Source organism: Streptomyces parvus (assembly GCF_014648875.1).
In the GTDB taxonomy this organism is placed as follows: Bacteria; Actinomycetota; Actinomycetes; order Streptomycetales; family Streptomycetaceae; genus Streptomyces; species Streptomyces parvus.
The window spans coordinates 656,582-679,393 of record NZ_BMRY01000002.1 but is presented as its reverse complement, the minus strand read 5'-3'; the positions used below and the strand labels follow the sequence as shown (position 1 = coordinate 679,393).

Here is a 22,812-nt window from a genome sequence, read left to right as displayed (position 1 = left end):
GGCCCTGGTCCCCCGCGTCGAAGGGCGGTACGAGGATTCGGGCGCCGTTCTCCGCCGCCACGGCCGTGCGGTGGTCCACGTCGTCGACCGCCAGGTAGTAGGCGACATGGGCGGGCAGGCCCGGCGGGTAGACGGGCTGCGCGAGGTCGCTCACGCCGCCGATCCGGTGGTCCCCGGCGGAGATCTTGACGGCCCGGCGCCAGTCCGCCTCGTCCACGGCGAAGTCCCAGCCCAGCACCGCGGAGAAGAAGGCGGCGGTCCCGGAGGGGTCGCGGGTCTTGAGGTCCATCCAGCAGAACTCGTTCAGGGGGCCGTGCCGCGTCATCGTGCGCTCCTCGGGTGTCCTGTGCTGGATACCTGGAGCCCGGGCATCCGCGCAAACGATTTTCCCCCGAAGCCCCTGGGAGACTGCGGCTGAGGCTGAGGAACCGCTTACGACGCCCCGTACACCTGCCCCGGTCTCTCCGCGTCCGCCAGCAGCCGGCGCACCGTCTCGCCCGCCTCGGCCGGGGATCTGCGCGCGCCCCGGTCCTCGGTGGGGCCGGGGCGCCAGCCCTCCATGACGGTGATGCGGCCCGCCTCGGCCTCGAAGACGCGGCCCGTCACACCGTCGCTCGCCGCGGAGCCGAGCCAGACGACGAGGGGCGAGACGTTGGCGGGGGCCATGGCGTCGAACTCCCCCTCCCCCGGGGCCGCCATCGCCTCGGCGAAGGTCCGCTCGGTCATCCGGGTCCGGGCGGCGGGCGCGAGGGCGTTGACGTGGACCCCGTAGCGGCCCAGCTCGGCCGCCGCGACCAGCGTCAGGGCGACGATTCCGGCTTTGGCGGCCGCGTAGTTGCCCTGGCCGACGCTGCCGAGGAGTCCGGCGCCGGAGCTGGTGTTGATCACCCGGGCGACCGGCGCCCGGCCCGCCTTCGTCTCGGCTCGCCAGTGGGCGGCGGCGTGCTTGAGGGGCAGGAAGTGGCCCCTGAGGTGGACCCGTACCACCGCGTCCCAGTCGTCCTCGTCCAGGTTGACCAGCATCCGGTCGCGCAGGAAGCCCGCGTTGTTGACCAGGGTGTCGAGGCGGCCGAAGGCGTCCAGGGCGGTGGCGACCAGGGAGGACGCGCCCTCGGCGGTGGCGATGTCGCCGCCGTGGACGACGGCTTCGCCGCCCGCCGCCACGATCTCGTCGACGACCGCGCGAGCAGGCCCGCCGGAGCGCTCGCCTCCGCCTCCGTCCGGTCCGACGCCGAGGTCGTTGACGACGACCCGGGCCCCTTCGGCGGCGAAGGCCAGCGCGTGGGCCCGGCCGAGCCCGCGCCCGGCCCCGGTGACGGCGACGACCCGGTCCGCGCAGAGTCCGGCGCGGGATGCGGTGGGTGCGGCGGGTGCGGTCATCACATCTCCCGTGGAAGTAGGCCTGGTTGACGAGCAGGAGCAACTGCTACCGTCCACCTAACAAATGTTTGGTGGAAAGGTAGCTGATCCTCCGATGACTGTCTCCACCTCCTCCCCCTCCCGGGCCGACGGCGTCCGCGTCGTCACCGTCGACCATCCGCCCGTCAACGCGCTGCCCGTACAGGGCTGGTACGACCTGGCCGATGCCGTACGCGCGGCGGGCCGCGATCCGGCGGTGCGCTGCGTCGTCCTGGCCGCCGAGGGACGCGGTTTCAACGCGGGCGTGGACATCAAGGAGTTGCAGCGCGATCCGGGACACGGTTCCCTGATCGGCGCCAACCGGGGGTGCGCCGAGGCGTTCGCGGCGGTGTACGCGTGCGAGGTGCCGGTCGTCGCGGCGGTGCGGGGGTTCTGCCTGGGCGGCGGCATCGGGCTCGTGGGGAACGCCGACGCGATCGTGGCGAGCGAGGACGCGGTCTTCGGCCTGCCGGAGTTGGACCGGGGAGCGCTCGGCGCCGCGACGCACCTCGCCCGGCTGGTCCCGCAGCACCTGATGCGCACGCTGTACTACACCTCGCGGACCGTCACGGCCGCCGAACTGCACGCTCACGGCTCGGTCTGGCGGGTGGTCCCGCCGGCCGAACTCCACGACGCGGCGCTGGCGCTGGCGGCGGAGATCGCCGCCAAGGACGGACATCTGCTGCGGCTGGCCAAGGCCGCGCTCAACGGCATCGACCCCGTCGACGTACAGCGCAGCTACCGCTTCGAGCAGGGGTTCACCTTCGAGGCGAACCTCGCCGGGACCGCCGCCCGGGTCCGCGACACCTTCGGCAAGGAGGACTGAAACCGTGACCACTGCCCCGCCCACGCGCGACAAGACGATGACGCTTGAGGAGGTCGTCGACCGGCTGAGCAGCGGGATGACGATCGGGATCGGCGGCTGGGGGTCGCGCCGCAAGCCGATGGCCCTGGTCAGGGCGCTGCTCCGGTCATCGGTCACCGACCTCACGGTGATCTCCTACGGCGGCCCGGACGTCGGTCTGCTCGCTGCGGCGGGGCGGATCCGCCGCCTGGTCACGGCGTTCGTGACGCTCGACTCCATCCCCCTGGAGCCGCACTACCGGGCGGCCCGGCAGCGCGGCGCGTTCGCGCTGACGGAGATCGACGAGGCGATGTTCATGTGGGGGCTGCACGCGGCGGCGAACCGGCTGCCGTTCCTGCCGGTGCGAGCGGGGCTCGGATCTGACGTCATGCGGGTCAACCCGGAGCTGCGGACGGTGACTTCGCCGTACGAGGACGGGGAGGAGTTCGTCGCGGCGCCCGCCCTGCGGATGGACGCGGCGCTGGTCCACCTCAACCGGGCGGACCGGCTCGGCAACGGCCAGTACCTGGGCCCCGACCCGTACTTCGACGACCTGTTCTGCGAGGCGGCGGACACGGCGTACGTCTCCTGTGAACGCCTGGTGGACACGCGGGAGTTGACCGGGAATACGGGGGCACTGCCGACCCTCCTCGTCCAACGGCACTGCGTCACCGGTGTCGTGGAAACACCCGGCGGGGCGCACTTCACCTCCTGCGTACCCGACCATCCGCGCGACGAGCCGTTCCAGAAGGCGTACGCGGCCGCGGCGGCGGACCCCGTGGCCTGGGCGGATTTCGCGGCGCGCTTCCTGCCTCCGGACGGGGACGAGAAGAGCTACCGGGAAGCCGTCCGGATCTGGCACGAGGAGCAGAAGTGAACGCGTCCGCCGTGGAGAGCGTCACCCGTGCCGAGTACTGCGTGATCGCCTGCGCGGAGGCCTGGCGGGGCGACGGGGAGATCCTGGCCAGTCCGATGGGCGCGGTGCCGTCGGTCGGGGCCCGGCTGGCGCGGCTGGCCTTCGCCCCCGATCTGCTGCTCACGGACGGTGAGGCGACACTCGTCGGGCCGGACGGCGAGCCGGAGGGCTGGCTGCCCTACCGCAGGCATCTGGCCCTCGTGACGGGCGGACGGCGGCACGTGATGATGGGCGCGAGCCAGATCGACCGGTTCGGCAACCAGAACATCTCCTGCATCGGCGACTGGGAGCAGCCGGCCCGCCAGCTCCTGGGCGTACGCGGAGCACCGGTCAACACCCTTAACAACCCGGTGAGTTACTGGATCCCCCGGCACTCCCCCCGGGTCTTCGTGGAACGCGTCGACATGATCTGCGGCGTCGGGTACGACAGTGCGCGGGCGGCGGGTCCGTCGGCCGGCCGCTTCCACCGCATCCCCCGGGTCGTGAGCGATCTCGGGGTCTTCGACTTCGCGACGCCGGACCGTTCGATGCGGCTGGCCTCCCTCCACCCCGGCGTCACGGTCGACCAGGTCCGCGAGGCGACGGGCTTCGCGCTCACGGTCCCCGCCGACGTTCCGTGCACCCGCGACCCCTCCCCCGCCGAACTCGCCCTGATCCGCGAGGTCATCGACCCGGCCCGCACCCGGGACCGGGAGGTCAGGGCCTGATGCGCACCGCCCTGACCGACCTCGTCGGCGTCCGGCATCCGATCGTGCAGACCGGGATGGGCTGGGTGGCGGGCCCCCGCCTGGTCACCGCGACCGCACGGGCCGGGGCGCTCGGCATCCTGGCCTCGGCGACCATGACGCCGGAGCAACTGCGTTCCGCCGTACGGGAGGTGAGGTCCCGGACCGATGCGCCGTTCGGGGTGAACCTGCGGGCGGACGCGGGGGACGCCCGGGAGCGGGTGCGGATCATCGTCGAGGAGGGCGTCCGGGTGGCGTCGTTCGCGCTCGCCCCGTCGAGGGAGCTGATCGCGGAGCTGAAGGAGGCGGGCGTTCTCGTCGTCCCGTCGGTGGGGGCCCGGCGGCATGCGGAGAAGGTCGCGGCGTGGGGTGCGGACGCGGTGATCGTGCAGGGCGGGGAGGGCGGCGGCCACACGGGCGAGGTCGCCACCACGGTCCTGCTGCCGCAGGTGGCGGACGCGGTGGACATCCCGGTGGTCGCGGCGGGCGGCTTCCACGACGGCCGGGGCCTGGCGGCGGCGCTGGCGTACGGGGCGGCGGGGGTCGCGATGGGGACGCGCTTCCTCCTCACCTCGGACTCGACGGTCCCGGACACGGTGAAGGCCCGCTACCTGGCGGCGACCGCGAAGGACATCACGCTGACGCGGGCGGTGGACGGGCTGCCGCACCGGATGCTCCGTACGGAGATGGTGGCGGAACTGGAGGGCGGCACGGGCCGGCTGCGCTCCCTGTACGGGGCGGTGCGGCGGGCGTCCCGCTTCCGCAGGCTGTCCGGCCTGAGCTGGCCGGACATGGTCCGGGACGGGCTGGCGATGCGGCACGGCAAGGAGCTGAGCTGGAGCCAGGTGCTGCTGGCGGCGAACACGCCGATGCTGCTGAGGGCGGCGATGGTGGAGGGCCGGACGGACCTCGGGATCATGGCCTCGGGTCAGGTGGCGGCCCTGATCGAGGACCTGCCGAGTGTGGCGGGGCTGGTGGAGCGGGTGATGGCGGACGCGGAGGCGACTTGCGCGGCCCTGGGCGTGATGTCCCGCCCGCCGCTTGAGGCACGGGCCACCCCTTCAAGCCCGTCCGGCGATTGAGGACGCCTTTGCCCGAGGCCTCGGACCGGGGCACATCAAGCCCGTCCGGCGATTGAGGACGTCTGTAGCCGGGCCGAGGACCGGGCGGCCACATTCCAGCCCGTCCGGCGATTGAGGACAAAGCCCCGTCCCGGGGCTTTCGGGGCTCTGCCCCGGACCCCGGGCCTCAATCGCCGGACGGCTTGAAGTGCCCCCGGTCCGCAACCGTCAGGCGGCTTGAAGTGCCGCCTACGCGGCCCGGCGGCGCCGCGCAGGGGCGCCGGAACGGGCAGGCGCACCGGAGCGTGCCGCACCGCCCTGCGCTCCGGTACCGGCACCGGTACCCGATCCCCGCCGCCCCCGCCCCCGGCTCCCGGAGCGCACCGCTCCCCCGCCGGAGCCGGAGCCCGACCCCGACCGGGTCCGCTGCTTCGGCGGCGTCGGCTGCGGGACCTCGATCACGATCGCGACGCCCGACGGCTCACGGGCGCCCGTGATCCGGCTCAGTTCCTCGTCGCTGGACGTGACCCGGGTCGTCCGCGGCGCGATACCCGCGTCCTGCATCAGCCGGTTCATCTCGCGCTTCTCGTCGGGCAGCACCAGCGTGACGACGCTGCCGGACTCCCCGGCGCGCGCCGTGCGCCCACCCCGGTGCAGGTAGTCCTTGTGGTCGGTCGGCGGGTCCACGTTGACGACCAGGTCGAGGTCGTCGACGTGGATGCCGCGGGCCGCGACGTTCGTCGCGACGAGCGCGGTGACCTGGCCGTTCTTGAACTGGTCCAGCGTCCGGTTGCGCTGCGGCTGGGAGCGCCCGCCGTGCAGGGCGGCCGCCCGGACGCCGCTGGCGAGCAGCCGCTTGGCGAAGCGGTCGGCGGCGCGCTTGGTGTCGACGAACATGATCACCCGGCCGTCGCGGGCGGCGATCTTCGTGGCGACGGCCTTCTTGTCGGTCTCGTCCAGGACGTGGAGGACGTGGTGCTCCATCGTGGTGACCGCACCGGCGGACGGGTCGACGGAGTGCACGACCGGGTCGGTGAGGAACATCTTGACGAGCCGGTCGATGTTCTTGTCGAGGGTCGCGGAGAACAGCATCCGCTGGCCGTCCGCCTCGACCTGCTTGAGCAGGGCGACGACCTGCGGCATGAAGCCCATGTCGGCCATCTGGTCGGCCTCGTCGAGGACGGTGATGGCGACCTGGTCCAACCGGCAGTCGCCGCGCTCGATGAGGTCCTTGAGCCGGCCCGGGGTGGCGACGAGCACTTCGGCGCCGCGCCGCAGGGTGGCGGACTGCTTGGTGATCGACATGCCGCCGACGACGGTGGCGAGCCGCAGGTTCACGGCGGTCGCGTACGGGGTCAGCGCGTCGGTGACCTGCTGGGCCAGCTCGCGGGTCGGGACGAGGACCATGGCGAGCGGGGCGCGCGGCTCGCTGCGGCGGCCGGCGGTCCGGGCCAGCAGGGCGAGGCCGAAGGCGAGGGTCTTTCCGGAGCCGGTGCGGCCCCGGCCGAGGATGTCGCGGCCGGCCAGCGAGTTCGGCAGGGTCGCGCCCTGGATCGGGAACGGCTCGGTGACGCCCTGCGCGGCGAGGGTCTTCAGCAGCGCGGCGGGCATGTCCAGGTCCGCGAAGGCGTCGACGGACGGCAGCACGGGGGTCACGGTCTCCGGCAGCGCGAACTCGGCGGGTGCCGCGACGGCGGGCTTGCGGCGGGCCGCGGGCTTGGAGCCGCCCTGGTTGCGGGAGCGGGGCGCGCCGCCCCGGCCGTTCGCGGGGGCCTGGGAGCCGGCGCCCTGGCCGCGGCCCCGGCCACGGGCCGGTCGGGAGCGGGGGGTGCGGTCCTGGCGTTCGGAGCGTTCGGAGCTGGTCATACGGAATTGCCCTCCTGGGGGGATTCCTGGGCAACTGCCGAATGGGTTACTGCGATGTGCGGCCCAGCCGTTCCCCGTGCGCCCCCAGGATGTGCGCACAGAACGGCTTGTTTGCTCGGACAGCACAAACCGGGGCCCGCACCTTCACGGTGCGGGCCCCGGTCAGCGAGGTACGCGTCCGGCGATTAGGCCGGGACGATGTTCTCCGCCTGCGGGCCCTTCTGGCCCTGCGTGACGTCGAAGGAGACCTTCTGGCCCTCCTGCAGCTCACGGAAGCCGGAGGCGTTGATGTTGGAGTAGTGGGCGAAGACGTCGGCGCCGCCGCCGTCCTGCTCGATGAAGCCGAAGCCCTTTTCCGAGTTGAACCACTTCACGGTGCCGGTGGCCATGTCATTCTCCTAAAACAGGTGCAGTGCCGGAAATCCGCACTTTACGAATTCCAAGTCGCCGCATTGAGCCCCATCCGGAGAAAGCCGGAAAACAATAAAGCGCCTGACGAAGCATTTCCGTCAGGCGCACATAAAGTTCATGGGTACCAAAACTGCAACGCTGACCACCCTAGCACGACCTCCCCCGCGGCGGTGGATCTTGACACGCCGCCGCGGGGCGTCGCGGGTCGGCGCCCGGTGCTCAGAGCCGCTCGACGATGGTGACGTTGGCCTGTCCGCCGCCCTCGCACATGGTCTGGAGCCCGTAGCGGCCGCCGGTGCGTTCCAGTTCGTGGAGCAGGGTCGTCATGAGCCGGGCGCCGGTGGCGCCGAGCGGGTGGCCCAGGGCGATGGCCCCGCCGTTGACGTTGACCCGCTCGGGGTCGGCGCCGGTCTCTTTCAGCCAGGCGAGGACGACGGGGGCGAACGCTTCGTTGATCTCGACGAGGTCGATGGCGTCGAGGGTGAGGCCGGTCTTCTTCAGGGCGTACGCCGTGGCGGGGATGGGGGCCGAGAGCATCCGGATGGGGTCCTCGCCCCGTACGGACAGGTGGTGGATGCGGGCGCGGGGGGTGAGGCCGTGTTCGGCGACGGCCCGTTCGGAGGCGATGAGCAGGGCGGCGGCCCCGTCGGAGACCTGGGAGGAGCAGGCGGCGGTGATGGTGCCGCCCTCGACGACGGGGTGGAGACCGGCCATTTTCTCCAGGGTGGTGTCGCGGCGCGGCCCCTCGTCGGCGGTGACGTCCCCGTACGCGACGGTCTCGCGGGCGAAGCGGCCCTCGTCGAGGGCGCGGACGGCCCGCCGGTGGGAGGCGAGGGCGAACTCCTCCATGTCGCGGCGGCTGATGCCCCACTTCTCGGCGATGAGCTGGGCGCCGTGGAACTGGTTGACGGGGGCGTCGCCGTAGCGGGCGCGCCAGCCCTCGCTGCCCGCGTACGGCCCCTGGGTGAGGCCGAGGGGTTCGGCGGCCTGCCGGGCGGCGAAGGCGATGGGGATCTGGGTCATGTTCTGGGTGCCGCCCGCGACGACGAGGTCCTGGGTGCCGGAGAGGACTCCCTGGGCGGCGAAGTGGAGGGCCTGCTGGGAGGATCCGCACTGCCGGTCGACGGTGACGCCGGGGACCTCCTCGGGCAGTCCGGCGGCGAGCCATGACGTACGGGCGATGTCGCCGGCCTGCGGTCCGACGGTGTCGAGGCAGCCGAAGACGACGTCCTCGACGGCCGCCGGGTCGACGCCCGAGCGGGCGATCAGCTCGCGCAGCACATGGGCGCCGAGGTCGGCGGGGTGGACGGCCCCGAGGCCTCCTCCGCGCCGTCCGACGGGGGTGCGTACGGCTTCGACGATGTAGGCCTCGGTCATGGCTGCTGCTCCTCGGTCGTCAGGAGAGGGCAAAAGACCCCCTAGGCGCGCAAAGCAATGCCGTCCAGCACCATCGAGAGGTACTGGCGGGCGATCTCCTCGGGGCTGTGGTGTCCGCCGGGCCGGTACCAGGAGGCGGCGACCCAGACGGTGTCGCGGACGAAGCGGTAGGTGAGGCGGATGTCGAGGTCGTCGCGGAAGACGCCTTCGGTGACGCCGCGTTCCAGGGTGCCGAGCCAGGCCTTCTCGAACTTGGTCTGCGAGTCGGCGAGGTAGGCGAAGCGCGGCTGGGTGGCGAGGTGCCTGGACTCCTTCTGGTAGATCGCGACGGCGGGGCGGTGCCGGTCGATCTCCCGGAAGGACTCGGTGACCAGGGCCTCGATGGTCTCGCGGGGGCCGAGGCCGGCTGCCAGGACCTCGTCGTAGCCCTGCCAGAGCTCGTCGAGGAAGGTGGAGAGGATCTCGTCGAGCATCGATTCCTTGGAATCGAAGTGGTAGTAGAGGCTGCCCGCGAGCATCCCGGCCTCGTCGGCGATGCGGCGCACGGTGGTGGCGTTGTATCCCTGGGCGGCGAAGACCTCGGCGGCGGTGGCGAGCAGTTCCCGGCGTCGCTCCGGCGTGGGGGTCACCTGGGGCTTCTTCTTGGTAGACACCCGGCCATTGTCCTTCCACGGCCTGTGTGTTCACGCATGCTGGCTGCTGACGGGGACGACCTCGCCGGTCATGTACGAGGAGTAGCCGCTGGCGAGGAAGACGATGACGTTGGCGACCTCCCAGGGTTCGGCGTACCGGCCGAAGGCCTCCTTCGCGGTGAGTTCGGCGAGGAGTCCGGCGGAGGTGACCTTGGCGAGGTGGGGGTGCATGGCGAGGCTGGGGGCGACGGCGTTGACGCGTACGCCGTAGTCGGCGGCCTCGACGGCGGCGCAGCGGGTGAGGGCCATGACGCCGGCCTTGGCGGCGGCGTAGTGGGCCTGGCCGCGCTGGGCGCGCCAGCCGACGACGGAGGCGTTGTTGACGACGACTCCGCCGCGTCCGCCGGTTCTGAGGGAGCGGAGGGCGGCGCGGGTGCAGCGGAAGGTGCCGTTCAGGGTGACGTCGAGGATCTTCGTCCACTGGTCGTCGGTCATCTCGGTGAGTTCGGCGGTGCCGCCGAGTCCGGCGTTGTTGACGACGATGTCGAGGCCGCCGTGGGTGCGCTCGGTGTGTGCGAAGAGGGCGGCGACCTGGTCCTCGTCGGTGACGTCGCAGGTCAGGGCGGAGACGCTGTCGGGGCCGAAGGCGTCGGCGAGGGAGTGGGCGCTCTCCTTCAGCCGCCGGGGGTGGGCGTCGCTGATGACGACGCGGGCGCCTTCCTCCAGGAAGCGGCGGGCGGTGGCGCCGCCGATCCCGGCTCCGGCGGCGGCGGTGACGACGGCGGTGCGGCCGGCCAGCAGTCCGTGTCCCGGCAGATACGGCGGTGCGCTCATCGGCCCGTCCCCCTGGCTCCTCGGCATGACTTCTCGACGGTGCTTGAGCCGTACGTTAACCTACCAAACACTTGTTAGGGAACAGTCGGCGGTGCGGCACCGGAAGGCAGACCCTCATGGATCTGGAGCAGACAGCACGGACCGGGGCGCTGCGGGCGGAGGCCCGCGCCTGGCTCCGGGAGCACGTACCGGCCCGGCCGCTCCCCTCCCTGGAGACCGAGGAGGGGTTCGCCGCGCACCGGGAGTGGGAGGCGCTGCTGCACTCCGGGCGGTGGTCGGCGGTCTCCTGGCCCGAGGAGTACGGGGGCCGGGGCGCGGATCTCTTCGGCTGGCTGGCGTTCGAGGAGGAGTACTGGGCGGCGGGCGCGCCGGGCCGGGTCTCGCAGAACGGAATCAGCCTGCTCGCCCCAACCCTCCTCGCCCACGGCACGGCAGAGCAGCGGGCCAGGGTGCTGGGACCGATGGCGAGCGGCGAGGTGGTCTGGGCGCAGGCCTGGTCGGAGCCGGAGGCCGGGTCGGACCTGGCGGCGCTGCGGTCGCGGGCGGTGCGGACGGAGGGCGGCTGGCTGCTGTCGGGACAGAAGACGTGGTCCTCACGGGCGGCGTTCGCGGACCGGGCGTTCGGGATCTTCCGTACGGACCCGGGGGCCGCGAAGCCGCATCAGGGGCTGACGTATCTGATGTTCGGGCTGCGGGACACCGGGGTGACGGTCCGTCCGATCGGGCGGCTGGACGGGAAGCCCGCATTCGCCGAGATCTTCCTCGACGAGGTCTTCGTACCGGACGAGGACGTCATCGGGGAGCCGGGGCAGGGCTGGCACATCGCCATGTCGGCGACCGGCGACGAGCGCGGGCTCACCCTCCGCGCCCCCGGCCGTTTCCTGGCCGCCGCCGACCGGCTGCGCGAGCTGTGGCGGGAAGCGGGCGACCCGGCGGACACGGCGCTACGGGACCGGGTGGCGGACGCGGTGATCGGGGCGCGGGCGTACCGGCTGTTCACGGCCGTCTCGGCGGCGCGGTTCGCGGCGGGTGCGACGCTCGGGCCGGAGTCCAGCCTGAACAAGGTGTTCTGGTCGCGTTACGACATCGCGCTGCACGAGACGGCGCTCGACCTGCTGGGCCCGGACGCGGAGGTGGCGGACACCGCGTGGGGGGAGGGGTACGTCTTCGCGCTCGCCGGGCCGATCTACGCCGGGACGAACGAGATCCAGCGCGACATCATCGCCGAGCGGCTGCTCGGCCTGCCGAAGGGACGGCGCTGATGCGTTTTCTGCTCACCGACGAACAGCGGGAGTTCGGGCGGTCCCTGGACGCGCTGCTGACGGCGGCGGACACCCCGGCGGTCCTGCGGGCGTGGGCGGCCGGGGACCACGGTCCGGGGCGGGCCCTGTGGGGGCGGCTCGCGGACGCAGGGGTGTTCGCGCTGGCGGTCCCGGAGGCGTACGGGGGTGTCGGGCCGCTGCCCGTGGAGGCGGCCGTCGCCTGCGTCGAGCTGGGTCGGCACGCGGTGCCGGGACCGGTCGCGGAGACCCTGGCGGCCGGGGTGCTGCTGGCCGGGGCGGGCGGGCCGGTGGCCGAGGAGTGGCTGCCGGGGATCGCATCGGGCGCCGCGGTGGTCTCGCTGACCCTGGAGGGGTACGGCCCGTACGCCCCGGACGCGGACGCGGCGGACGCGGTGTTCACGGTGTCCGGCGACGAACTGCGGCTCGCCCCGGACCCCGGAGAGCCGTCGGCCTCGGCGGACCCGGCGCGCCGGCTGTTCCGTCCCGAGCCGGGCGGCGCCCCGGTCGCCAAGGGCCCGGCGATACGGGCAGCGGTACGGGCGGCGGGCGACTGGGCCGCCTTCGCCACGGCGGCCCTGGCGCTCGGCTGCGGGGAGGAGCTGCTGCGGGCGACCGTGGCCTACGTGAAGCAGCGCACCCAGTTCGGCGTGCCCGTCGGCTCCTTCCAGGCGGTCAAGCACCGGCTCGCGGACACTCTGCTCGGCCTGGAGTTCGCGCGCCCGCTGCTTTACGGGGCGGCGGTGGAGCTGGCCTCGGAGGTCTCCCGGCCCGGGGCAGGAGCGGGATCGGCCGAAGGGTCGCCCGGGGCAGGAGCGGGATCGGCCGAAGGGTCGCCCGGGGCCGGGGCGGCGGTCGCGGCGGCGAAGGTGACGGCGGGCGAGGCGGGGTACGCGGCGGCCCGCACAGCGCTGCAACTGCACGGCGCGATCGGCTACACCGAGGAGCTGGACCTGGCGTGGTGGCTGCGCCGGGCCCGGCCGCTGCGGGACGCGTGGGGGACGCCGTCGGCGTGCCGGGCCCGGGTGCTGGCGGGGTGAGGACCCCTGCGGCCGGGCACCCGGCCGCAGGGGCCGTGGTCACTTCCGGCGCGCGGTGCGCAGCGGTTGCCCCGGCCGCCAGGACTGGATGACCAGGAAGTCGCCGTCGAGACCGATCCGGACCACCTCGGTCAGCTCGGCCCGGAAGAGGTGGAAGGGCTCGGGCGGAGTGGCCTCCTCGACGAAGCGGGCGATCACCTCGGGGTCGGTGATCTCCACGGCCCGGCCGCTGACCCGGACGTCGCCGTCGTTCATCTCGGCGTCGGGCCCTGGATTGGCGTGGAGCGCGAAGCGCGGGTCGCGGCGCAGGTCCAGGGCCTTGAGCGAGTCCGGCATCATGCCGAGCAGCATTTCGCCGAAGCGGAAGTCGGCCTCCAGGCCGGTGACCCGGGGTGAGCCGTCCTTCCGCAGGGTGGCGAGGACGTGGTGCTTGTAGAGGCGGAAGCGGCGCTGGACGGTGTCGGCGAAGTCGGGTTCGGCGGTGGCGAAACCGTCCCAGGAGAGGGGTGGGGAAGACGTCATGGGCGCCATGGAACACGGGATACCCGACATCCTCTGTCCGATATCCCCGGCTGTTCCCGGACGCTCACCCGCCCGAGAAGGTGATCAGCACCGCCTGGCCCATCGTCCGCAGCACCCCGGGCGGCTCTCCGGCCGCCAGCACGGCGTCGTGGCGGTCCAGCCGGACACCGCCACTGTCCCCGCTCTCCAGCTCCGCGCCGTCGTCCAGGGAGACGGCGAGCACCGCGCCGCCCTCCGGCGGCAGCAGGCGGACGGTGCCGCAGACGACCGCGGTCTCCGCCCGCGTACGGTCCCTGCGGTACATGACGTTGAGATTGACGACGGGGCCGCCCAGCAGGAAGCCCTCGGTGGGCAGGTCGCCGGGGAATCCGTGCGGCCACAGGGGCTCGTCCACGATGTGGTGCTCGCCGCCGACGAGGAGGTCCATGCCCGCGCCCTCCACCACGGTGAGGATGCGGTCCACGCCGGGGAAGGCGGAGAACGGCCCGTCGGCGGTGACGTCCGCGAGGCTGACGCGCCAGTCGAAGGCGTCGGTCCCCGCGCCGTCGGGGCCGGTGGCGATCTCCCGGGTGAGCCCGCCGCCGTTCTTCCAGGGGGTGGGGGTCAGGTCGGCGGCGCGCAGGATCCGTACGGTCAACGGACGATCCCCTGCTCGCGGGCGGCGGCCAGCCAGAGCGGGAACTCGGCGACGAGCCGGTCGTACAGCTTGCGGTCCGGGACCTTGCGGGGGTCGAGGCCCGCGTGGAAGTAACCGGCGTTGTCGACGGGCCGCTTGGCGGGGACGGCCAGTTCGTCGAGCTTGCGCAGGAAGTCGAACTGGTTGCTGCGGGTGTCGCCGAAGCCGACGAACTGCCAGAACAGGGGCAGCTTGGCGGCCTTGCAGAGATAGCGTTCGGCGGCGAGCTTGTTGATCGGCCCGCCGTCCGTCTGGAAGATGACCAGGGCGGGCGCGGTGGAGCCGCTGTCGAGGTAGTGGTCGATGACGGCGTCCATCGCCAGGTGGTAGCTCGTCTTCCCCATATGGCCGAGGCCCGCCGCGATCTTCTCGATCCGGCCGTGGTGGTTGTCGAGAGCGATGTCGGTGACCGCGTCGACGTCGGTGGAGAAGAAGACGACGGGGACCGTGCCGTCGTCGTCGAGGTGGGACGACAGGCCCAGGACGCGGTCGGCGAGCGCCTGGACGCTGCCGTCCTTGTAGTAGGGCTTCATCGAGCCGGAGTAGTCGATGACGAGGTAGACGGCGGCGCGTTGACCGCCCAGACCGTGCTTCTCCAGCGAGACCCCGGCGCTCTTGTACAGGCTGACCAGGGCCGGAGCCGTCTCCTGGACCTTGGTCAGGCTGATGGCCGGGCCGCTCCTGCCCACGGCCGTGTCCACACCGCGCATGACGGCTCCCCCCACTCGGCGTTCCGCGTTCCGCGGAGTGACGAGCCTAGGCCACGGCCGGGCCCCGGGCACACGGCCCGTCACCCCGGTTCGCTATCTTGATCGCCGTCGCCCCCACCGGCCCCGTTGCCCACCCCCAGTGAAGGAGCCGGCCATGGAGGCCGCCGCCACCACGTGTTATCGCCATCCGTCCATCGAGGCGTATGTCCGCTGCACCCGTTGCGACCGCCACATCTGCCCGGACTGCATGCGGGAGGCCTCGGTCGGCCACCAGTGCGTGGAGTGCGTGAAGGAGGGGCAGCGGTCGGTGCGGCAGCCCCGTACGGTCTTCGGCGGTGCGGTGTCCCGGGCGGCGGCGCCGGTGGTGACGTACGTCCTGATGGCGCTCAACGTGCTCGTCTACCTCGGCGAGGTGGTCCGGCCGGAGATCGTGGACCGGTTCGCGGTGCTCGGGGCGGTGCTCACCGGGCCGGACGGCGAGCAGTACTACTACCGGGGCGACACCTTCCGGGGCTACGAGCTGACGGGTATCGCGGACGGCGAGTGGTACCGGCTGGTGACCGGGGCGTTCCTGCACCTGCCGCCGGACGCGTCGTTCGGGGTGATGCACCTGCTGTTCAACATGTTCGCGCTGTGGAACATCGGCCGGGCGGTGGAGGGGCAGCTCGGCCGGGCCCGCTATCTGGCGCTGTACCTGCTGTCGGCGGTGGGCGGTTCGGTGCTGGTGTACCTGCTGGCCCCGGACACCTCGACCGTCGGCGCCTCCGGTGCGGTCTTCGGGCTGGCCGCCGCGTACTGGGTCATCCACCGGCGGCTCGGCCATGACATGGCGGCCGTCAACCGGTTCATGGCCGGGTTCCTGCTCTGGATGGTGCTCTCGGCGCTGTTCACCTCGTGGCAGGGGCACCTGGGCGGGCTGCTGACCGGGGCGCTGGTGACGTACGGGCTGGCCTACGCACCGGCGAAGCTGCGGACCGGGCCCCTCCAGCTGGCGGGCGGGGCGGTGCTGCTGGGGCTGTTCGCCGTGGCGGTGGCGGTGCAGACCTCGGCGCTGACGGGCGGCTGAGGCCGCCTTCGGCCGAGGCGTCCGGGCCGGCGAAGGAGCTGACCCCGGACGCGCCACGGCGCCCACTGAGTCCGGTCGGGGACAGGCGGGCGCCGCGTTCAGTTCCGCACGCCGTTGTACGGGACGTATCAAGGGGGCTCCCCCGGGCCGCGTGGCCCAGGGGGAACCCTGGTGGTGCTCAGACCAGCAGGGACCGGTCCGTCGGGCGGATCGGGGCCGGCAGGGCGCTGGTCCCGGTCAGGAAGCGGTCGACTCCGCGGGCGGCGGAGCGGCCCTCGGCGATCGCCCAGACGATCAGCGACTGGCCGCGTCCCGCGTCACCGGCGACGAAGACGCCGTCGACGTTGGTCGCGTAGCTCTCGTCGCGGGCGACGTTGCCACGCTGGTCGAGCTCCAGGCCGAACTGCTGGACCAGACCGTTGGACTGGTCGGTTCCGGTGAAGCCCATGGCCAGCGTGACGAGCTGCGCGGGGATGCGCCGCTCCGTGCCGGGCTTCTGCTCCAGCTTACCGTCCTTGAACTCGACCTCGACCAGGTGGAGGGCCTGGACATTTCCGTCCTCGTCGCCCTCGAAGTGGGTGGTGGAGACGGAGTAGACCCGCTCGCCGCCCTCCTCGTGCGCGGAGGTGACCTTGTAGAGCATCGGGAAGGTCGGCCACGGCTGGTTGGCGTTCCGGTCCTCGCCCGGCTTCGGCATGATCTCCAGCTGGGTGACGGAGGCCGCGCCCTGGCGGTGGGCGGTGCCCACGCAGTCGGCACCGGTGTCGCCGCCGCCGATGACGACGACGTGCTTGCCGCCCGCGTGGATCGGGGCGACGGTCAGGTCGCCCTCCTGCACCTTGTTGGCGAGCGGCAGGTACTCCATCGCGAAGTGGACGCCGTTCAGCTCACGGCCGGGGACCGGCAGGTCGCGGGAGACGGTGGCACCGGCCGCGATGACGACCGCGTCGTAGCGGCGGCGGAGCTTGGCGGCGTCGATGTCCTGGCCGATCTCCACCCCCGTACGGAACTTGGTGCCCTCCAGGCGCATCTGCTCGATGCGGCGGTTGATGTGCGACTTCTCCATCTTGAACTCGGGGATGCCGTAGCGCAGGAGGCCCCCGATGCGGTCCGCGCGCTCGTAGACGACGACGGTGTGGCCGGCCCGGGTCAGCTGCTGGGCGGCGGCGAGTCCCGCCGGTCCCGAGCCGATGACGGCGACGGTCTTGCCGGAGAGGCGCTCGGGTGGCTGCGGGGTGACGTCGCCGCTGTCCCACGCCTTGTCGATGATGGAGACCTCGACGTTCTTGATGGTCACGGCGGGCTGGTTGATGCCGAGCACGCACGCCGACTCGCAGGGCGCCGGGCACAGCCGCCCGGTGAACTCCGGGAAGTTGTTCGTGGCGTGGAGCCGCTCGGACGCGGCGGTCCAGTCCTCGCGGTAGGCGTAGTCGTTCCACTCGGGGATGAGGTTTCCGAGCGGGCAGCCGTTGTGGCAGAACGGGATGCCGCAGTCCATGCAGCGGCCGGCCTGCTTGCTGATGATCGGGAGCAGCGAGCCCGGAACGTAGACCTCGTTCCAGTCCTTCACGCGCTCGGCCACGGGGCGGGTCTTGGCGACCTCGCGTCCGGTGGTCAGGAAGCCCTTGGGGTCAGCCATGGGTCGCCGCCTCCATCATCTTCTCGGTGGTCTCCTGCTCGGAGAGACCGGCGAGCTCAGCGGCGTCCTTGGCGGCGAGCACTGCCTTGTACGTGGACGGGATGATCTTGCTGAAGCGGGTCACGGCGGTGTCCCACTCGGCGAGGAGCTTCTCGGCGACGGTGGAGCCGGTCTCCTCGTGGTGGCGGCGCACGACGTCGTGCAGCCACTGCCTGTCGGTGTCGTCCAGTTCCTCGACGGCGCCGAGGTTGCCGACGTTGACCTGGTCGCGGTCGAGGTCGATGACGTACGCGACACCGCCCGACATACCGGCGGCGAAGTTGCGGCCGGTCTCGCCGAGGACGACGGCGTGGCCGCCGGTCATGTACTCGCAGCCGTGGTCGCCGACGCCTTCGGAGACGACGAGCGCCCCGGAGTTGCGGACGCAGAAGCGTTCGCCGGTGCGACCGCGGAGGAAGATCTCGCCGCCGGTCGCGCCGTAGCCGATGGTGTTGCCGGCGATGGTCGAGTACTCGGCGAGGTGGTCGGCGCCCCGGTCCGGGCGGACGATGACCCGGCCGCCGGAGAGGCCCTTGCCGACGTAGTCGTTGGCGTCGCCCTCCAGGCGCAGGGTGATGCCGCGCGGCACGAACGCGCCGAAGGACTGGCCGGCCGAGCCGGTGAAGGTGATGTCGATGGTGTCCTCGGGCAGGCCCGGGCCGCCGAACTTCTTGGTCACCTCGTGGCCGAGCATCGTGCCGACGGTCCGGTTGATGTTGCGGATGGCGACCTGGGCGCGGACCGGCCGGGCGGCCTCGGGGCTGTCGGCGCCGAGCGCGTCGGCGGCCAGCTTGATGAGCTGGTTGTCGAGCGCCTTCGTCAGACCGTGGTCCTGCTCGATGATCCGGTGGCGGACCGCGCCCTCGGGCAGCTCGGGCACGTGGAAGAGCGGGGCGAGGTCGAGGCCCTGCGCCTTCCAGTGGGAGACGGCCCGGTCGGTGTCGAGGAGTTCGGCGTGGCCGACGGCCTCCTCGATGGAGCGGAAGCCCAGCTCGGCGAGGATCTCGCGGACCTCTTCGGCGATGAACTCGAAGAAGTTGACGACGTACTCGGCCTTGCCGGAGAACCGGTCGCGGAGCACCGGGTTCTGGGTGGCGATGCCGACCGGGCAGGTGTCCAGGTGGCAGACGCGCATCATGACGCAGCCGGAGACGACGAGCGGCGCGGTCGCGAAACCGAACTCCTCGGCGCCGAGCAGTGCGGCGATGACGACGTCGCGGCCGGTCTTGAGCTGGCCGTCGGTCTGCACGACGATGCGGTCGCGCAGGCCGTTGAGCAGCAGGGTCTGCTGGGTCTCGGCGAGGCCGAGCTCCCAGGGGCCGCCCGCGTGCTTGAGGGAGGTGAGCGGGGATGCGCCCGTTCCGCCGTCGTGGCCGGAGATGAGGACGACGTCCGCGTGGGCCTTGGAGACACCGGCGGCGACCGTGCCGACGCCGACCTCGGAGACCAGCTTCACGTGGATGCGGGCGACCGGGTTCGCGTTCTTGAGGTCGTGGATGAGCTGCGCGAGGTCTTCGATGGAGTAGATGTCGTGGTGCGGCGGCGGCGAGATGAGGCCGACGCCGGGCGTCGAGTGACGCGTCTTGGCGACCCACGGGTAGACCTTGTGGCCGGGCAGCTGGCCGCCCTCGCCGGGCTTGGCGCCCTGGGCCATCTTGATCTGGATGTCGTCCGCGTTGACCAGGTATTCGCTGGTCACCCCGAAGCGGCCGGAGGCGACCTGCTTGATGGAGGAGCGGCGCTCCGGGTCGTACAGGCGCTCCGGATCCTCGCCGCCCTCGCCGGTGTTGGACTTGCCGCCGAGCCGGTTCATCGCGATGGCGAGGGTCTCGTGGGCCTCGCGGGAGATGGAGCCGTACGACATGGCGCCGGTGGAGAAGCGCTTGACGATCTCGGAGGCGGGCTCGACCTCGTCGACGGAGATCGGGGCCCGGTCCGAGGTGAAGCCGAAGAGGCCGCGGAGCGTCATGAGGCGCTCGGACTGCTCGTTCACCCGGTCCGTGTACTGCTTGAAGATGTCGTAGCGCCGGTTGCGGGTGGCGTGCTGGAGGCGGAAGACCGTCTCCGGGTCGAACAGGTGCGGTTCGCCCTCGCGCCGCCACTGGTACTCGCCGCCGATCTCCAGCGCGCGGTGGGAGGCCGCGATGCCGGAGGCGGGGTACGCCTTGGTGTGCCGGGCGGCGACCTCCTTGGCGATGACGTCCAGGCCGGCGCCGCCGATCTTGGTGGCGGTGCCGTTGAAGTACGTGGCGACGAACTCCTCGTCGAGGCCGACGGCCTCGAAGACCTGGGCGCCGCGGTAGGAGGCGACGGTGGAGATGCCCATCTTGGACATGACCTTGAGGACGCCCTTGCCGAGCGCGTAGATCAGGTTCCGGATGGCCTGCTCGACCTCGATGTTCTCGATGAACGTCCCGGCGCGGACCAGGTCCTCGACGGACTCCATCGCGAGGTACGGGTTGACCGCGGCGGCGCCGTAACCGATGAGCAGCGCGACGTGGTGGACCTCGCGGACGTCCCCGGCCTCGACGAGCAGGCCCACCTGGGTGCGCTGCTTGGTGCGGATGAGGTGGTGGTGGACGGCGGAGGTGAGCAGCAGCGAGGGGATCGGCGCGTGCTCGGCGTCGGAGTGCCGGTCGGAGAGGACGATGAGGCGGGCGCCGTCCTCTATGGCGGCGTCGACCTCGGCGCAGATCTCCTGGAGCCGCGCGGCGAGCGCGTCGCCGCCGCCGCTGACGCGGTAGAGACCGGAGAGGGTGGCGGCCCGCATGCCCGGCATGTCGCCGTCGGCGTTGATGTGTATCAGCTTGGCGAGCTCGTCGTTGTCGATCACCGGGAAGGGCAGCGTGACGCTGCGGGCCGCGGCGGCGGTCGGCTCCAGGATGTTGCCCTGGGGGCCGAGCGAGGAGCGCAGCGAGGTGACGAGCTCCTCGCGGATGGCGTCCAGCGGCGGGTTGGTGACCTGGGCGAAGAGCTGGGTGAAGTAGTCGAAGAGCAGCCGCGGGCGCTCGGAGAGCGCGGCGATCGGCGAGTCGGTGCCCATGGAGCCGAGCGGTTCGCCGGCGGTGCGGGCCATCGGCGCGAGGATGACGCGCAGCTCTTCCTCGGTGTAGCCGAAGGTCTGCTGGCGGCGGGTGACCGAGGCGTGGGTGTGCACGATGTGCTCACGCTCGGGCAGGTCGCTGAGCTCGATCTCGCCGGTCTCCAGCCACTCCTGGTAGGGCTGCTCGGCGGCGAGGGACGCCTTGATCTCGTCGTCCTCGATGATGCGGTGCTCGGCGGTGTCGACGAGGAACATCCGGCCGGGCTGGAGGCGGCCCTTGCGGACGACCTTGGCCGGGTCGATGTCGAGGACGCCGACCTCGGAGGAGAGGACGACGAGGCCGTCGTCGGTGACCCAGTAGCGGCCGGGGCGCAGTCCGTTGCGGTCGAGGACGGCGCCGACCTGGACGCCGTCGGTGAAGGTGACGCAGGCCGGGCCGTCCCAGGGCTCCATCATCGCGGAGTGGTACTGGTAGAAGGCGCGGCGGGCCGGGTCCATCGAGTCGTGGTTCTCCCACGCCTCGGGGACCATCATCAGCACGGCGTGCGGCAGCGAGCGGCCGCCGAGGTGGAGCAGCTCCAGGACCTCGTCGAAGGAGGCCGAGTCGGAGGCGTCGGGGGTGCAGACGGGGAAGATCCGGTCGAGCTGCGCCTGGCCGAAGAGCTCGGAGGCCAGCTGGGACTCGCGGGCCTTCATCCAGTTGCGGTTGCCCTTGACCGTGTTGATCTCGCCGTTGTGCGCGACGAAGCGGTAAGGGTGGGCCAGCGGCCAGCTCGGGAAGGTGTTGGTGGAGAACCGGGAGTGGACCAGGGCGACCGTGGAGGCGAAGCGGCGGTCGGAGAGGTCCGGGAAGAACGGCTCCAGCTGCCCGGTGGTGAGCATGCCCTTGTAGACGAGGGTGCGGGCGGAGAGCGAGGGGAAGTACACCCCGGCCTCACGCTCGGCACGCTTGCGCAGGACGAACGCCTTGCGGTCCAGGACGATGCCGGTGGACTCGCCGTCGGCGACGAAGACCTGGCGGAAGGTGGGCATGGTGGCGCGGGCGCCGTTGCCGAGGAGTTCGGGGGTGACCGGGACGTCGCGCCAGCCGAGGACCTTCAGGCCCTCCTGGGTCGCGATCTTCTCGATCGTGCGGACGGCCTCGGTGGAGTCGTCGGCGGGGAGGAAGGCGATGCCCACGGCATACGAGCCGGCCTCGGGAAGTTCGAAGGGGGTCTCGGCGCGCAGGAAGGCGTCCGGGACCTGACAGAGGATGCCGGCGCCGTCGCCGGAGTCGGGCTCGGAGCCGGTGGCGCCGCGGTGCTCGAGGTTGCGCAGTACGGTCAGCGCCTGCTCGACCAGCTCATGGCTGGCCACACCGGTCAGAGTGGCCACGAACCCGACGCCACAGGCGTCGTGCTCGTTACGGGGGTCGTACATCCCCTGCTGGGCGGGGCGACCGTCCATGGGCGACCAGGCGTCGATACGCATCGGCTCTCCCGTCGTCGTCGTGGCATTTGCGGTGCCGAGGGACGACGTTGGCCCTCTGCGAAATTTCGTGCAGGTTACATGATGGGGCGCTTCTCAAGAAGCGGAAGGCTTGTTCCAACATACGGACACCGTGGTGACCGGAAGTGACTGGGTGACCAGAGGTGACCGGCTTGCCAGGGGGTGGGTCGCTGTCGGAACGATCGGCGCCCGGGGAGTCGCAGAGAGCAGGCGTCGTTGCCTGCGGTGCTTACGGCTCTTGCCCGGCGGCACGGGAAACGAAACCACCGAGTAATGGCTACTTATGTGCAGCCCTGCATAGCATCTCATTTTACGACTGTGGAGCCCGTCACGCCCAGTGGGCGGCGCCAAGACGTACGTCACACGCGTTGCGGAGCGGTTGCGCCGTTCGGGCGGCCCGGTTACGCCGTTCACCCGGGCCACCTGGGGAAGTCACCTCACCGGGCCGCCCGCGCACGTCATCCGACGGCGACACCGAACAGGGTGCCGAGCCCGTACGTCATCGCGGCCGCCGCACCACCGAGGGCGAGCTGGCGCAGTCCGCTGAACCACCAGCTGCGGGCCGTCACCCGGGCCACGACCGCACCGCAGGCGAAGAGGCCGAGGAGCGCGAGCAGCACGGCGGGCCACAGGGCACTCGCACCCAGGAGGTAGGGCAGGACGGGCAGCAGGGCGCCCAACGCGAACGCGCCGAACGACGAGACGGCGGCGACCAGCGGCGAGGGCAGATCGCCGGGGTCGATGCCCAGCTCCTCGCGGGCGTGGATCTCCAGCGCCTGCTCCGGGTCGCGCGACAGCTGCCGGGCGACCTCGCGGGCCAGCGGGGCGTCCACGCCCCGGGACTCGTAGAGCGCGGCCAGCTCGGCCATCTCGTCCTTGGGGTGCTTACGCAGTTCGCGGCGCTCGACGTCCAGCTCGGCCTCGACCAGTTCACGCTGGGAGGCGACGGAGGTGTATTCGCCGGCCGCCATGGAGAACGCCCCGGCGGCCAGACCCGCGAGCCCGGTGATCACTATGGTCTGCTGGGAGACCGCCCCGCCGGCGACGCCGGTCATCAGGGCGAGGTTGGAGACCAGGCCGTCCATCGCACCGAAGACGGCGGGACGCAGCCAGCCACCGTTGACATCCCGGTGGGTGTGGTTGTCCCGGTGCGCCTCGTGCACCACGGCGTCGGTCACGATGAGGGCCACGACTCACTTCTCCCCTGCTGAGTACAACTTTCGACAAAGTCCAAGGTACGCCTTC

At 72.0% G+C, this 22,812-nt stretch carries 19 protein-coding genes and 1 pseudogene; 7 read left to right on the top strand and 13 right to left on the bottom strand.

Annotation, left to right across the window (positions count from 1 at the left end):
- Window positions 1–22 precede the first annotated feature (22 nt).
- Together IE140_RS35890 and IE140_RS09205 are read right to left on the bottom strand one after the other, a co-directional pair.
- A pseudogene (locus tag IE140_RS35890) lies at window positions 23–289 on the bottom strand (VOC family protein); the annotation flags it as partial.
- 143 nt (window positions 290–432) lie between these two features.
- A complete protein-coding gene (locus IE140_RS09205) occupies window positions 433–1,380 on the bottom strand; it encodes an SDR family oxidoreductase (protein ID WP_150197824.1) in 948 nt (315 codons plus the stop codon).
- A gap of 94 nt (window positions 1,381–1,474) precedes the next feature.
- Here IE140_RS09205 and IE140_RS09200 point away from each other — a divergent pair, with 94 nt between their 5' ends.
- From IE140_RS09200 to IE140_RS09185, 4 genes are read left to right on the top strand one after another with little or no spacing between them, the layout of a single operon-like run.
- Window positions 1,475–2,224, top strand: coding sequence for an enoyl-CoA hydratase family protein (locus tag IE140_RS09200; RefSeq protein WP_093440018.1), 750 nt, complete (start codon window positions 1,475–1,477; stop codon window positions 2,222–2,224).
- Window positions 2,225–2,261: 37 nt separating this feature from the next.
- Complete coding sequence (locus IE140_RS09195; RefSeq protein ID WP_176741729.1) at window positions 2,262–3,119, top strand: CoA transferase subunit A; 858 nt, start codon at window positions 2,262–2,264, stop codon at window positions 3,117–3,119.
- Window positions 3,116–3,865: a CoA-transferase subunit beta gene (locus tag IE140_RS09190; protein ID WP_093440023.1), complete on the top strand. Its 750-nt coding sequence runs from the start codon at window positions 3,116–3,118 to the stop codon at window positions 3,863–3,865. Before IE140_RS09195 ends, IE140_RS09190 begins: the two co-directional genes overlap by 4 nt.
- Window positions 3,865–4,965 (top strand): NAD(P)H-dependent flavin oxidoreductase, encoded by a 1,101-nt coding sequence (locus tag IE140_RS09185; protein WP_150197826.1) that lies wholly within the window; start codon window positions 3,865–3,867, stop codon window positions 4,963–4,965. The genes IE140_RS09190 and IE140_RS09185 overlap by 1 nt, the downstream gene beginning before the upstream one ends.
- Window positions 4,966–5,193: 228 nt before the next feature.
- Here the strand turns inward: IE140_RS09185 and IE140_RS09180 are convergent, their stop codons facing one another.
- The 5 genes from IE140_RS09180 to IE140_RS09160 form a co-directional block, all read right to left on the bottom strand.
- The gene (locus IE140_RS09180) at window positions 5,194–6,810 is read right to left on the bottom strand and encodes a DEAD/DEAH box helicase (protein WP_189460258.1); all 1,617 of its coding nucleotides are present in this window, start codon (window positions 6,808–6,810) and stop codon (window positions 5,194–5,196) included.
- A gap of 185 nt (window positions 6,811–6,995) precedes the next feature.
- A complete protein-coding gene (locus IE140_RS09175) occupies window positions 6,996–7,199 on the bottom strand; it encodes a cold-shock protein (protein WP_006123767.1) in 204 nt (67 codons plus the stop codon).
- A 241-nt stretch (window positions 7,200–7,440) separates the two neighbouring features.
- Window positions 7,441–8,598: an acetyl-CoA C-acetyltransferase gene (locus IE140_RS09170; protein ID WP_150196327.1), complete on the bottom strand. Its 1,158-nt coding sequence runs from the start codon at window positions 8,596–8,598 to the stop codon at window positions 7,441–7,443.
- A gap of 41 nt (window positions 8,599–8,639) precedes the next feature.
- A complete protein-coding gene (locus IE140_RS09165; protein ID WP_189460256.1) occupies window positions 8,640–9,251 on the bottom strand; it encodes a TetR/AcrR family transcriptional regulator in 612 nt (203 codons plus the stop codon).
- A gap of 30 nt (window positions 9,252–9,281) precedes the next feature.
- Window positions 9,282–10,064, bottom strand: coding sequence for an SDR family oxidoreductase (locus IE140_RS09160; RefSeq protein WP_150196326.1), 783 nt, complete (start codon window positions 10,062–10,064; stop codon window positions 9,282–9,284).
- A gap of 116 nt (window positions 10,065–10,180) precedes the next feature.
- Here IE140_RS09160 and IE140_RS09155 point away from each other — a divergent pair, with 116 nt between their 5' ends.
- Together IE140_RS09155 and IE140_RS09150 are read left to right on the top strand one after the other, a co-directional pair.
- Window positions 10,181–11,326, top strand: coding sequence for an acyl-CoA dehydrogenase family protein (locus IE140_RS09155; protein WP_150196325.1), 1,146 nt, complete (start codon window positions 10,181–10,183; stop codon window positions 11,324–11,326).
- Window positions 11,326–12,384 (top strand): acyl-CoA dehydrogenase family protein, encoded by a 1,059-nt coding sequence (locus tag IE140_RS09150; RefSeq protein ID WP_150196324.1) that lies wholly within the window; start codon window positions 11,326–11,328, stop codon window positions 12,382–12,384. The genes IE140_RS09155 and IE140_RS09150 overlap by 1 nt, the downstream gene beginning before the upstream one ends.
- A 39-nt stretch (window positions 12,385–12,423) precedes the next feature.
- Here IE140_RS09150 and IE140_RS09145 read toward each other — a convergent pair whose 3' ends face one another.
- From IE140_RS09145 to IE140_RS09135, 3 genes are read right to left on the bottom strand one after another with little or no spacing between them, the layout of a single operon-like run.
- Window positions 12,424–12,915, bottom strand: coding sequence for a pyridoxamine 5'-phosphate oxidase family protein (locus IE140_RS09145; RefSeq protein WP_150196323.1), 492 nt, complete (start codon window positions 12,913–12,915; stop codon window positions 12,424–12,426).
- A 55-nt stretch (window positions 12,916–12,970) separates the two neighbouring features.
- The gene (locus tag IE140_RS09140) at window positions 12,971–13,543 is read right to left on the bottom strand and encodes a HutD/Ves family protein (protein ID WP_150196322.1); all 573 of its coding nucleotides are present in this window, start codon (window positions 13,541–13,543) and stop codon (window positions 12,971–12,973) included.
- Window positions 13,540–14,292, bottom strand: coding sequence for a vWA domain-containing protein (locus tag IE140_RS09135; RefSeq protein WP_093442568.1), 753 nt, complete (start codon window positions 14,290–14,292; stop codon window positions 13,540–13,542). The genes IE140_RS09140 and IE140_RS09135 overlap by 4 nt, the downstream gene beginning before the upstream one ends.
- Before the next feature lie 154 nt (window positions 14,293–14,446).
- Here IE140_RS09135 and IE140_RS09130 point away from each other — a divergent pair, with 154 nt between their 5' ends.
- On the top strand, window positions 14,447–15,358 hold the full coding sequence (locus IE140_RS09130) for a rhomboid family intramembrane serine protease (protein WP_150196321.1): 912 nt from the start codon (window positions 14,447–14,449) through the stop codon (window positions 15,356–15,358).
- A gap of 178 nt (window positions 15,359–15,536) precedes the next feature.
- Here IE140_RS09130 and IE140_RS09125 read toward each other — a convergent pair whose 3' ends face one another.
- The 3 genes from IE140_RS09125 to IE140_RS09115 all read right to left on the bottom strand — a co-directional run bounded on the left by IE140_RS09125 (window position 15,537) and on the right by IE140_RS09115 (window position 22,757).
- Window positions 15,537–16,997 carry a glutamate synthase subunit beta gene (locus tag IE140_RS09125; protein WP_006123778.1) on the bottom strand — a complete coding sequence of 487 codons (1,461 nt, stop codon included), beginning with the start codon at window positions 16,995–16,997 and terminating at the stop codon, window positions 15,537–15,539.
- On the bottom strand, window positions 16,990–21,549 hold the full coding sequence (gene gltB / locus IE140_RS09120; protein WP_093442573.1) for a glutamate synthase large subunit: 4,560 nt from the start codon (window positions 21,547–21,549) through the stop codon (window positions 16,990–16,992). Before gltB ends, IE140_RS09125 begins: the two co-directional genes overlap by 8 nt.
- A 476-nt stretch (window positions 21,550–22,025) precedes the next feature.
- Window positions 22,026–22,757, bottom strand: coding sequence for a VIT1/CCC1 transporter family protein (locus tag IE140_RS09115; protein WP_032780404.1), 732 nt, complete (start codon window positions 22,755–22,757; stop codon window positions 22,026–22,028).
- Between the last annotated feature and the right edge of the window lie 55 nt (window positions 22,758–22,812).